The following is a 13,632-nucleotide window of genomic DNA, read 5'->3' on the forward strand; positions in this document are numbered from 1 at the left end:
TATATAATCAATTTTTTGTCCTAAAATGTCAAGAAGTAATAAGTAGGCTTTGCTACAGTAAATGAATAAAGATTCAACTTATCCATTAAAACCTCATTGAATCAACCTCATACCGGCTGTAAAAGGGAGTTTTTATGAAAGCCAACTTCGATTCTATTGACCTAGAAAGTCAATTACACGATTGCCTACAACAGCAAAAGAACTATGCAACTATAGAAGGTATCGAAAGCATTGCAGTCAGAAAAGCGCATTTATTAAGTTTAAAGGCAATCATTAATGATCACCGTGAAGCATTAATTGAAGCCGTCAATCAGGACTATGGTAATCGTTCAAGACATGAGACTTTGCTAGCTGAAATTATTACGGCAACAGATGATATCAATAGCAGTATTAAACATTTAAAAAAATGGACCAAGGTACAAAAGCGCAAAGTGGACTTGAGCATGTACTTTGGTGCAAAAAATCGCCTGATCCCGCAACCTTTAGGCGTTGTTGGCTTAATAGTGCCATGGAATTTTCCTATTAATTTACTATTTTCTCAGCTTTCAGCCGTTTTTGCTGCTGGCAATAAAGCAATGGTCAAACTATCGGAGAACTCGCGTCACTTAGCTGCTTTATTGATTCAACTGATTCCGCAGTATTTCGAACCTGAAAAACTACAGATTTTTGACGAAACGGGCGGGGTAGGTGTTGCTTTCTCTAAGCTACCTTTTGATCATCTTATATTTACCGGTTCTGGCGCTACAGGCAAAAAGGTTATGGCAGCGGCGGCAGAGAATTTAACAGCAGTCACTTTAGAGCTAGGCGGTAAATCACCTGCGGTCATTGATCCCAATTATCCTTTGACAAAAGCAGTTGAGCGCCTCATGTTCGTCAAACAATTCAATGCTGGGCAAATCTGTACCACTATCGATTATTTATTTGTACATAAGTCACAAAAAGATCACTTTATCCAAGCGGCTAGTGAGTGGGTAGGAAAGCATGTCCCTGATATTCATCATAAAGACTATACCTCAATTATTGATGATCGCGCCTTTCAGCGTTTGTGCCACTGTGTGGAGGTAGCAGAAAATAAGGGCGCTACAGTCATCAACTTAAATAATCAACAAGCAGATAGCTCAGCGCGTAAATTTCCACTGACTTTGATTTTTGATAGTACTGATGAGATGGAAATTGATACTAGAGAGACCTTTGGTCCGATTCTGATGGTTAAGACTTATCTTCAGCCTGAAGAGGTCGTCACTTACATCGCTCAGCGCGATCGTCCGTTAGCCTTTTACCCGTTTAGCCAAGATAAAGCTCTAGTTAACTTTTATATCAATAACGTGATGTCTGGCGGCGTATCAGTAAATGATGCTTTATTTCATGTCGGTCAACATGACTTGCCGTTTGGCGGAGTTGGCGCTAGCGGTATGGGCCATTATCACGGTTACGAAGGATTTTTAAACTTCTCAAAGATGCGACCTGTATTTTATCAAGCTAGCTTTTCAAGCTTAAAGTTTTTGGCACCGCCCTACGGTAACTTTGCCGATCGAGTTCTGAAGTTTTTGACCCATGCCAAATCTTAGTGTAGAGAGCCATACTCAAATACAATCCTACACTTCAATCTTTAAATTATCGAAAAACTATCTGTATTAACTAAGTGACAAAACGCAAACTATTAAAGGAGTTAATAGCATGTTAAATAAGGATATTAAACCACAGTCAGAGCCACATTTTGATTTTGATCAAATCATTATTGGTTCAGGGTTCGGTGGTTCTGTCAGTGCATTACGCCTAAGTGAAAAAGGTAATAGCGTGTTAGTCCTTGAAAAAGGATTGCGCCGAGAAGATAAGGACTTTCCAAAAACGAACCTAGAGACCAAAAACTATCTATGGATCCCTGAATTAGGTATGAAGGGCACGTTGCAAATAAGCTTTACTAACAAAGTCAGCATTCTTCATGGTGTAGGCGTTGGCGGTGGATCGCAGATATATGCCAATGTACATCTTATCCCTGATGATGAAGTCTTTAAGTCTAAGGCTTGGACGCGGCTGCGTAGCGATTGGAAAGAGACGCTATTACCATATTATGGCTTAGCACAGCGGATGCTTGGCACTGCCAAAAATACCTATACCAACATCGCTGATGATACCTTACAACAAGTCGCCCAAGAGATGGGGTACGGTGACAGCTACAAAACGGTCAACACTGGAGTATTCTTCCCGCTACCAGACGGTGAGAGAGGCAAGATTGTAAAAGACCCTTATTTCAATGGCGACGGTCCAGATCGTCGAACCTGTCAGTATTGTGGCAACTGCATTATTGGCTGTCGATATAACTCTAAAAATACCTTAATGAAGAATTATTTGTACTTTGCCGAGCGTAATGGCGTTGAGATACGCCCTAGTTCTGAAGTCGTCAAAATCATTCCGTTAAATTACGATGGTAGTGATGGCTATGAGCTTATTGTGAAAGAAACGCTTGGTAAAAAAGTGCGCCAGTATAAATTACGTAGCCGAGGGGTTGTGGTATCTGGCGGCGTCATGGGCACAGTGCCATTGTTACTCAAAATGCGGGATAAATATAAAACGCTGCCAAACATCTCATCCGAATTAGGACAGGAGATTCGCACTAACTCTGAAACCTTAACCACTGCCAATGACACCCGTGAAAAAGTGGACGATGGAGTCGCTATTAGCTCATTTATATCTGTCGATGAAAATACCAATATGGAAGTCAATCGATTCCGAGAAGGCTCAGATGGTACTTGGCTATATGTGCCTTACGTGCCGATGGTCACAGGACCTAGGTTTATAAGGATTGTGAAGTTCTTTATCAATAGTTTAATTCATCCGTTAAAGACTGGCAGAATGCTGCGTCCAAAAGGCAAAGCTCGTAGTTCTATTTTGTTTTTGGTGATGCAAAAATCTGAGGCTTTTATTCATTTAGAGTGGCGACGCAAATGGTATCGCTTTTTTAAAAATGGTATCACTGCTGTACAAAAAGCCAATGACACTCCGTTGACAGTCTCTTTTCCATCAGCTGAAAAAGCAACCCGATTATATGCTGAAAAACTAGGAGGGGAACCAGGATCGTCATTGAGTGAAGTCCTACTAGGAACACCAACTACAGCGCACATCATGAGTGGGGTTTCAATGGGTACCGACGCATCCAACGGTGTCGTAGATTCTTCAGGGGAGGTTTTCGGTTATAAAAATTTGCGAGTGCTCGATGGATCGATCATTCCAGGAAACCTAGGAGTCAACCCATCTTTGACCATTACCGCCCTCTCAGAGTTTGCCATGAGCCAGATTCCTGTATTTTCGGAAGAAAAAGCTTCTAAGGTTAAACGTATTCAATTCAATGAACCGCTTGTAGGACAAATCTCTCATATCAAAGGGACAGGAGATTTAGCAAGTGACTTAAACCGAGTAAAAGAAAAGGAGTTCGTATAATGATTAAGAAAATTTTAGTAGCCGCAATTTCGTGCACATTAATAATAGGGGCTGCACAAGCAGATGATAGTTTGAGTAGTAAACCTGCGAGTAAATTTACTACGCAGCAAAACTATGCCGTATTATCACAATTGCCATTTAATGACAAACAGGACTTTGAATTTGCTGCTAAAGGATTGATTGCAAAGCCTGAGTCGAAGCAAATAAAAAACGCAAAAGGAGAGGTTGTCTGGGATCTAGCGCAATTTGATTTTTTGGATCAAGATAAGTTTATGGCCTCAATCAATCCAAGTCTACAACGTCAAGCCAAGCTCAATATGAACTATGGTCTCTTCAAGGTAACCGATCGAATTTATCAAGTTCGTGGTTTTGATCTGACCAATATAACCTATATCAAAGGAGATACAGGCTGGATTATTTTTGATCCATTAACAGTACCGGAGTCTGCAAAGGCCGCCCATGCTTTGGTGACCAAGCATTTAGGCAAGCGCCCTGTTAAAGCCGTCGTTTATAGCCATGCTCATGTCGATCATTTTGGCGGAGTAAAAGGCGTTATTAATCAAGAGCAAGTAGATAGCGGCGAGGTACAAGTCATTGCTCCGCGTGATTTTATGGAGCATGTCGTTAAGGAAAATGTACTTGCAGGCAATGCTATGGCGCGGCGTGGCTCGTATCAATATGGCATTATGATTCCGAAAAATCAATATGGCGTAGTAGATGGTGCATTGGGAAAAGGAGTGCCTACTGGTCTAGTTGGTTTAATTACGCCAACTTATATCGTAGAAAAAGATCAGGAAACTTTAAATATTGATGGTGTAGAAATGGTGTTCCAAAATACACCAAATACAGAGTCCCCATCAGAGATGAATACATGGTTCCCTCAGTTTAAAACCTTATGGATGGCAGAAAACACCGTCGCAGGTATGCATAACTTGTACACCATACGTGGCGCAGCAGCTCGGGATGCCTCTATGTGGAGTAAAAGCATCAACGTTGCATTACAAAAATTTGGGGTGAAGGCGGATGTGTTAATGGCTTCCCATCATTGGCCGCGTTGGGGTAAAGAAAATATTGTGAAGTACATGGAAAAGCAACGTGACATGTATGGTTATTTGCATGATCAGAGCCTACATTTAGCAAATAGTGGGGTAACAATTAACGAAATTCATAACGAATTTAAGATGCCTAAAGCTTTGGACCAAGAGTGGTATAACCGCGGTTATCACGGTTCAGTCAGTCATAATGTGCGAGGTGTAGTCAATAAATATATAGGTTATTACGACGGTAATCCAGCTACCCTAAACAAACTCAGTCCAGATGAGGCAGGTAAGCACTATGTGGCTTTGGCGGGTGGTGGTGAAGCGTTATTAAGAAAAGCGAAAGTGGCTTTTGACCGTGGTGAGTATCGCTGGGTTGCAGAACTGATGAATCATTTAGTATTTGCAGAGCCTGACAACATAAAAGCAAAATCCTTACAAGCAGACACTTTGGAACAACTAGGCTATCAGGCTGAAAGTGCAGGATGGCGAAATGCTTATCTATCGGCAGCTTATGAATTACGTCATGGTGTGCCTAAAGAGGTCAAAACGACTCAAGTTGGTCCAGACCTCGTAATAGCGATGGATACAGAGTTGGTATTTGACTACATGGGTGTGCGCTTAAATGCTGAGCGTGCGCTAGACCAAGCGTTTAAAATCAACTTTGTACTGCCAGATCGCAATGAAAAGATCGCCTTAGAATTAAAGAATTCACATTTAAATGTGATGGCTAATACTCAAGCACCTGATGCTGATTTGACTCTCACTTTAAATCGTGAAGATTTTAATAAATTGTTAATAAAAACAGCCTCTTTTGAGGCGTTAGTGGCACAGGGGAAAGTACAGCACCAAGGTGATTTAAAATTGATTCAGCAGTTTTTCTCTATGCTAGATGACTTTGAGTATGGGTTTAATCTGGCAACACCTTAATAAGGTGAAAAATAACTTAAGTTCACTAATAAAATTTAGATAGTTCATAGTAATGGTTTTCGTAAAGTGATATTTATCAGCTTTTCATGGGTATGTTCATAGCTGTTTTTTAAACTGCTTTGTAGTATTGAGCGAAGCACTTTATTACAGCAGATAATATCAAATGGTTGATTGTTATTTGAAATAAGGATATTTTATATGTTAGGAAATATGATGTTTAAACCGCTGCTGATTAGCAGTTTAATTGAACATGCTGCACACTACCATGGCGATACAAAGATTTTTTCTAAAGAGGTGGATGGTCACATCGTTGAAACCACATGGCTAGAAATTTCTAAAAATGCAAAAAGGTATGCAAATGCATTAAAAAGTCTAAACCTACAACCGAATGATAGAGTAGCTACAATAGCATGGAACAACCATCGTCATCTAGAATCTTGGTATGCAATTTCTGGCTCAGGTATGATATGTCATACTATTAACCCACGCCTATTTCCTGAGCAATTGACGTATATTATTAATGACGCGAATGATAAGGTTTTAATGTTTGATAAGACATTTGTGGCTTTAATTGCATCTATCCAAGAAGAGATTCCAAACGTCCAACACTTTGTTTGTATGAGCGAAGCAGATCCTGAGATCACTAAGGTTTTGCCAGGCGTAAAATTCTATGATGAGTTAGTTGCAGCACAAAAAGCAAGTTTTGAGTGGCCTGAGTTTGATGAAAATACAGCAAGTTCATTATGTTATACCTCTGGAACTACAGGGAACCCAAAAGGAATTTTATATTCACATCGATCAACGGTTCTACATAGTTTTGTAACCTGCTTCCCTGATACTATTAGTTTATCTTCACGCGAAATTGTCCTTCCCGTAGTTCCGATGTTCCATGTAAATGCATGGGGTATTCCCTATGCATCTGCAATGGTTGGATGTAGCTTAGTACTACCAGGGCCAGATTTAGATGGCAAAAGCTTAGTTGAACTCATTGATCGTTATGACATTACTATGGCTTTGGGTGTACCAACGATTTGGCAAGGGCTTTTAACATATGCTCGAACTTCAGCTACCAAGCTTAAGAGTTTAACAAGAACTGTCGTGGGTGGTTCTTCTTGTCCACCATCAATTATTTCAGAATTTAAGGATCGCTATGCTTGTGACACTATTCATGCATGGGGAATGACTGAAACAAGTCCGCTAGGTACGATTAATCAGTTGAAGGCAAAGCATGGTGAATTGTCTGAAGATGAACAGCTTAAGATCCGTTTATCTCAAGGGCGCCCACCTTTTGGTGTTTCTATCCGTATTACAGACGAAGAAAATGGAACTAATCGTTTAGCTGAGGATGGACGACAGACAGGACACCTACAGATTAAAGGACATTGGATTATTGAGCATTATTATAACAAAGATATGGCCTTACTAACTGAAGACGGTTGGTTTGATACAGGCGATATCGCTTCAATCGATAGTGATGGTTATCTCAGTTTAAGTGATCGTGCCAAAGACTTAATCAAATCAGGAGGTGAGTGGATTTCATCTGCTGAACTTGAAAATATTGCATTAGAACATCCAGGAGTTGCGATGGCAGCTGTAATTGCTGTTGTGCATCCGAAATGGGATGAACGCCCAGTTTTAATTGTAAAAAAACATAGCGAGAATCAAGCTACAGAAGAATGCGTTCTGCAGGTTTATCAGGGAAAAATTGCTAAATGGCAGATACCTGACAAGGTTATCTTTGTTGATGAAATTCCAATTAGCGGTACTGGAAAAATGGTAAAAAAGGATTTACGTGAGAAGTATAGTCGAATTTTATTTGAATAGCTAAGAGGCATGAAACTCCAAGTTTAACCTTCTCAGCTAATAAAAGTATAAAAATCAACAACCTCTTAAAGCTATATTCTTTATAGTTTCAAGAGGTTTTTTTATGCCTAAAATAATACTAACTCCTTAATAATACTAATTATTTTATGATATTAAGACCCGCAATAATAAAGCGTTTGACACCTAAGTGTTCATTAGATAACATGAATTATACTCACTATTTTTGTAAAAAAGATGAAAAATAATAAACTTAAGGTTGGGCAAAAGCTTGCCAATCCTAGTAAGGATGATTTGTATGTACATCCGTATGCTAGAGCCGCGTTATGTGTTTGGCAGAGATTGAGACCTAAAACGACTTATATCAATACGAAGTTTTTGGATAACTTCTACCGTCCACCACTGCGCTTGGTTGATGGAGGAAGCGGTACTTTCTATTTCTTTAATGATTTCCAAAGAGTCGATCAGGTCTTAAGGTTCGAGAATAATAGGGATTATCCGTGTTTAATAATCCCTGAAAGTATCAAAGACGTTCAGCAGCTCGCATGGATAGAGGTTATAGACTTGATGTTCTTGAAAGGTATTCATCATCCTGATTTGTTTAAAGCGCTTAAAAGCACTGCACCTCAAAGTGTTATATGCCAGCTCATGGGGGTTAGGCAACTGACTGTAAAGGAGTATTGCCATTTTGCAGGTATTAGCCAGAGTAGTTATGAATATCGCCAATGTAAGTTCGCACTAGAAGAGCGTGTTCTCGGTATTCCTCAAAGTATGAGCTGGTTGAGTGGTGCACCCTAATGAATATAAAGCATTTTGATAACAGCGAATTACAGAGGGTTTTAGATCATTTAGTGCCACTTGATTCACCATACTGTATAAAAGTACAAAACCTGATTATTAATACTTTTTATATTAATCTAGGCTTTTGCCTACATATTGGTGAGCAAGCCAGCCTAAATATGCCAGTATTTACATTGTCTGAATGTGAAGCTATCGCCAGGAAAGTCGTCAAAGAGAAAAAAATTGAAGATTGGGCAGTCACTTATATGCTGGTCTTGTTTTACCAGAGGTATGGTCAAGCACGTAGTGATGATGAAGCATGGCAGTTTATGAGCGCATATCTGCAAATAATTATTATGATTGCTATACGTAAGGATGAGCACTCCGCCAAAGTCAGTCAGCTAAGTGTGCGTCTGAGGATGGGCTTAAAGGACAATAACCCACAGTCAGAGATTGTTAAAAAACTGATTGATATCCATGCTCAACGTGCTTCACTGACGAATGCACTAGCAGTATTACGCGTATATGAAGCTAAGACAAGAAGTGATGAAGAGTCAGGCAAAGTGGTTAATCAAAAGTTGGCTGGTAAAATTGGTCAAATAAGACTTGCCTATGAAGTTGTTGCAGAGAATAAAGCGTTTGTGGGTAAAACCTATACCAACTCACAAAACAATGAGCTTAGTAAAGAACACTCTAATAAGCTATACCTTGATTGTACTGATGAACCATTAAGAGCAACAGTATTTGGCAAACCCCATAAAAATGATAACGTGGCGGATGCTGAAAATACTGCTGATGATGACCCGCCTGCGCTCTTAGGTAATGATTTTAAGCCTTCCAGGACAACCGCTAAATCCTCAGAATTACAGCAATGGAAGCTAAAAAACAATTATCGACATGCCCGCCGTAACCAGTTTCATTTTCCTACTAATCTACGTCAACTAAGTCTACTGAGCTATCAGATGTTATTTGCTCGGGTGTGGCAGCTTTTTGGCGTTGTTAGCTATAAACAGCGTCAGGTTTATGCGGTCATATTACTATCACTACTAAGTGGTCGGAAGATTCAAGACGTGATTTATGAGTTAGAACTGGATAAAAGTCAGCGCAAGTGGTTGAGTCATGAGAGCGGTTCGGCTGCTGATAGTTATGCTATGAGTAATACTATTAACGTAACTTCAAATCGTAGAAGCCACTTATTGCCACATCGTCAAAGCCATGATAATGAATTTAAATTACCTCTGCCAGCGAGGCTACAAGCAGTTATTGAAAATAAGTTTTCGGTGGATGGCGATGAAGTGTCTGAAGTGCTGGCAAGCTTGAAAGTGCAACTAGAGCTACCGGTGTTATCAAATCAGCATATTGACGCTTGTTTATATACAGTTATAAAGAATGAGCTGCAAGAGTCATTACATGCCGACATGATTACTGGAGTTGATGTGAAACACAGCTCGCCCTTGTACTACACCAGTATTGAGACAATAAGCTTAGAGAAGACTTACTACAGCGCCATACAACTATTGACCGAATACTGTACTGCGGACAGCCAAGGTGAGCTGCGACAGCTTAGTATGTCTAGCACGAAAAGCAATCGTTATAAAAAATATATCGGTAGTGACATGACTTTAAATATTGATATCTGCCAAAGATTTTTTGATGAGCTTGCTGAAGCAACTGAGAGTTATAACGGTCGATTAAAGCGGAACGTAAGCATAAGGCAGGACCGTTATATTGAGCAGTTTAATGCTTATGGTGTCTGGTTATGGCACATCATCTTTATTCAGACTGGTATTAGACCCGTAAAGCATGCGCCTGGGCTTTTAAATCAATTTGATTTTAGGCAAAGGCTGTTATGGGTGTCGGATAAAGAAGAGCGTCAGGGACAAGGGCAGGGAAGGCTTATTCCTCTTAGTGATTTCTTAATCACAGCGATTCAAAATTATATTGAATATATCAAGCAATTTGCGGTCATGCATAATTCTATATATCCCAATGACCAATTTCCTATAAATAAAATTTTGAACTCTAGTCAGCCACTCATTCAGCTATTTAGCCAAAATCCCAAAGGCTTTACCGGTATTAAACCTAGTAAGGTTCGCTATCAGATAAAACACTTTTTTAGTCACCAAGACAACTGGCTTAGACATCAATTACGCTCACTACTAACGAATAAGTCTCCTGAGCATTTGATCTGCGCCCTATATGGTCATGAACATCCAGATCAGGAGGCTATGCATCCCATGTCGTCATTATCCATTAATGAGCTAAAAGCGTTATCCGCTGACTTAGAGAAAGTTGCAGTTGAGCTTAATCTACGACAAGTTGAGGTGAATATATATGGATAATGCCGTTGCTCATCAGTTAAGAGAAGAAAATAAAAGCAAGAGTCATGAGAGTATCAAAAATGAGGCAAAATTTTTGATAGCTTCGTATGTTGATGACAATCACATACTCACAGGAACAGACCTAACTGAATACTATCAAACCATTGGTAGCATACTTGAGGTGCATTTTGATACTGCGCATAGCTATCACTTAGCCAGACAAGGATTTTTAGAATACATACGGAGTTATAACAAAGCTCATGAACTGAGTATGGATGAACCAGTTGTGCCAGTCATAGCAGAGCGTGATCATTTAACAATATCCTATGATTGGATGGTAAGTGGTGCTCAAGTAAGCCTTGCTAGCCAGCAAATAATTGAGATATGGCAACGGAAAAGAAGGTTCTCAAACAATGATTTGATTGAGTCAGTGCTCTACTGTAGCGTGATGTATGGGGGATTGAATGACATAGATGTGTTAAAAGCACTGTATCAATGGCTCCTAGGCGAACGTGACATATATCAATTGCAGCTACCAGCAACTGATGAATTGCCAGATTCAGGTGTCAGCAGCGAGAGTTTGGCGCTAATCTTGCTCAGTATTGATGATGACAATTACGGTTGTTCTTATACGCAAAGTCATACCTCAGAGGATGTATCTGCTACAAGCTTACAGCGCTATGTAGAGTACATACCTGATGATATGACACTTTGCTTTTTATACGCGCTAAAAGATAAAAAGTTAAAAAAAGAAGGTGTGAAATCGTTTGAAACCATTATCAGTGATATTTGTAAGAAGCTAAAACTACAAAATAAAGATAAAAGTAAACCGCATTTATCACAGTTAATAAAATACGCTGACTATCATTGGCGGCAAATGAAAGGAGGCGATATAGACACTGCACTGGCTATTGTTAGACAGGGCAAGATTAAAACGACGGGCTTAACCACAAATAAGCTTATTAATTATAATCAAGAGGTGATTAACTCAAATCTACAGCCGCTCACTTGGGAAGAGTTATTTGTAGCAAGCTTTTCAGAATCTGACGAAAAGGGTACCAATAGTAGGGAGTATCCAAATTTTAGTAAGAATCTCATTAAAGAGGTTCAAGATGCCCTTAAAGGCAGTAAAGCATCAGCTATTACGCAAGTAGAGTTGTTACAACAGGGGTTTACCCAGCCTAATGCCATGCGTCTTTTAGGATGGGTCAGAAGCTTGTTGAGTGATAGTAACAACAGGTTAGATACCATTAGTAAATATCTGGGATGTATTGGTCGGGATTGGCTGATGCTAACAATGGATGAGAATCTTGATGAATGGTCTGGTGAGGACTTTGAAGCTGTATATGAGGAGATCATTCAAAGTAAGATTAAGGATGGAAGAAAGCAGTCTATTTTAAACAAAGAATCAGACTTTGGCGAAGACAATCTAGATACGGATGATGATTTAGTTGGCTGTGCAGACGATGTGTTAAGTCAAGGTAGTCTCAATGTCTTGAATAATGTGTATTTAAAGAAAAATAAAGTTTCATATCTGGATAAGCTCAAAGATACTCAAAAATTTACTTATGGCAGACTACGAGCTTTCCATGATTATCAGCGAGCGCACTATAATGCGCCATTTGTGTATTTCCCGTGGGGTAATAAACGCCAAGTGGTAAATGCGAACATGATATCACCTCGGATATATCATGCGATGAAAGAGTATCTGGTCAACTCGGATTTAGGCGATGAACAGAAAAACCTGTGCTTAGTAGTCTTAAGTCTTGCGTATCGGACAGGGTTGCGAATCAAAGAACTTATCGGTGTTAAAGTTGGTGATATAGCTGACATCTATATTGATGAGCATGAACAACGAATAGAGCAGCCACAAATATGGTTAAGACCAAATCGCTATCGGAGATTGAAAAGTAGCAGCGCAAGCCGCCTTATACCCATTAACTGCCTACTTAAGAAAGACGAGCTAAAACAACTTATTCAGTTATATCGTCAGCAGAAAAGATTGAAGCGTCGTTACTTGTTTTCTCAAGGTTCAGGCGATCAGCCATTACCCAGTGTGGTTTTTAGTAATCTCATGAAGTTAATTTGGGACAGATTGCTAGGAAAGCACGACTTCACATTTCATAGCTTTAGGCATACTGCGATTAGTCAGCTGGCGTTAGTATTAAGTAAGTCGCCATTGGCACAGGTGATGACTGATTATGATAATGAGCAGTGCGAAAAAGTAATAAAAGGCGTCCTTGGCTATCACAAGGATCAAGGCTCCTGGTTTGGGCTGGCTAGCTTTGCAGGGCATTTAACGTGCGACACAACCTTCGAGCATTATATTCATACTGCTCATCTGCTGGCAGGGGAACAGCTCAGTAACGCTTACTTAGAGCTACCTATAACCGTTTTAGACTTAATAACAGGACTAGATTATTCTGTTATATATAGACAAGACAAAACTGCTTATGATGCAACGACAAAGACGGTGCAGCTAAATAAGATAAGATCATATTTACTTAAAAAAATAGCTATTAATAAAACACCGTTATTTAAGAATATAGATGAACCTGATAACAATACTAGTCACCAACTGTTAAAAGGTAATTTGAATGGATTTAATGAGTCAAATACAAATTCAATTTTCATTCATCCTAAATATGCGGACGTCATAGGTTTTCTAAAGGAAATGCAAGAATTAAAAGAAAACTCTCGAGATGAGCTGTTACCTGAAGTGGCTATTAGACATGGTATAAGTTTAAATGAATCTAAATGCTTATACCTGCGCGCTAGTGAGCTGTTCGACGATGACAGGCTATTACTAGGTAGGCCTAAAGGCAGAAAAAACCAGGAAGTAATAATTAGAGCATTAGATAGGGCGTATCAGATGTCTATAAAGGATCCTGAGAAGTTGAGAATGTTTATTGAAATATTTGCACATAAACATAACTTGAATTACTCATCGATTCATTTTGGTATTAAGGAGACCCAGCTTAAAATGCTACAGAGTTTTATGCTGGTAGGTTGTCAGCTTATTGATGCCGGTCATTGGCAGGTTAGGGCATATAGTGAGCAAGTTGTAAGTAATGTTAAAAAAGACTTGAGTCTGAACAGCTCAATACGTGTCGGTGCTCGTGAGAATTTTCATGGCTATGAAGTAAGGGTTGTACAGAAAAAGCGTAAACGCTCTGACAAAAACTTGGCTACCACTGATCAATATTATGCGTCATCGGGGGTGCTTAAATATCTAGGATATCTTTTGATTGTGTTAATTAAGCATGACAATAGCTAGTTAACAATCATTATCGTTGCAAGTAGCA

7 protein-coding genes are annotated in these 13,632 nt (G+C 39.4%); all 7 read left to right on the forward strand.

The annotated features are described in order from the left end of the window. Positions 1-134: 134 nt before the first annotated feature. Positions 135-1,568: a coniferyl aldehyde dehydrogenase gene (locus QO187_RS04860; RefSeq protein ID WP_371547643.1), complete on the forward strand. Its 1,434-nt coding sequence runs from the start codon at positions 135-137 to the stop codon at positions 1,566-1,568. A 109-nt stretch (positions 1,569-1,677) separates the two neighbouring features. Continuing rightward, positions 1,678-3,438 (forward strand): GMC family oxidoreductase, encoded by a 1,761-nt coding sequence (locus QO187_RS04865; RefSeq protein ID WP_298980545.1) that lies wholly within the window; start codon positions 1,678-1,680, stop codon positions 3,436-3,438. Further along, positions 3,438-5,405, forward strand: a complete 1,968-nt coding sequence (locus tag QO187_RS04870; RefSeq protein ID WP_298980547.1) for an alkyl/aryl-sulfatase — start codon at positions 3,438-3,440, stop codon at positions 5,403-5,405. The genes QO187_RS04865 and QO187_RS04870 overlap by 1 nt, the downstream gene beginning before the upstream one ends. A gap of 198 nt (positions 5,406-5,603) precedes the next feature. Beyond that, the gene (locus QO187_RS04875; RefSeq protein ID WP_371547646.1) at positions 5,604-7,229 is read left to right on the forward strand and encodes a long-chain-fatty-acid--CoA ligase; all 1,626 of its coding nucleotides are present in this window, start codon (positions 5,604-5,606) and stop codon (positions 7,227-7,229) included. Positions 7,230-7,463: 234 nt separating this feature from the next. Further along, entirely contained in the window at positions 7,464-8,024 is a 561-nt protein-coding gene (locus QO187_RS04880; protein WP_371547649.1) for a hypothetical protein, read from the forward strand. Further along, complete coding sequence (locus tag QO187_RS04885) at positions 8,024-10,348, forward strand: hypothetical protein (RefSeq protein WP_371547650.1); 2,325 nt, start codon at positions 8,024-8,026, stop codon at positions 10,346-10,348. The genes QO187_RS04880 and QO187_RS04885 overlap by 1 nt, the downstream gene beginning before the upstream one ends. Beyond that, positions 10,341-13,604 (forward strand): tyrosine-type recombinase/integrase, encoded by a 3,264-nt coding sequence (locus tag QO187_RS04890; protein WP_371547652.1) that lies wholly within the window; start codon positions 10,341-10,343, stop codon positions 13,602-13,604. Before QO187_RS04885 ends, QO187_RS04890 begins: the two co-directional genes overlap by 8 nt. The last annotated feature ends 28 nt before the right edge of the window (positions 13,605-13,632 follow it).

The sequence above is a fragment of the Psychrobacter sp. Arc9 genome, from assembly GCF_041431295.1.
Classification (GTDB): domain Bacteria; phylum Pseudomonadota; class Gammaproteobacteria; order Pseudomonadales; family Moraxellaceae; genus Psychrobacter.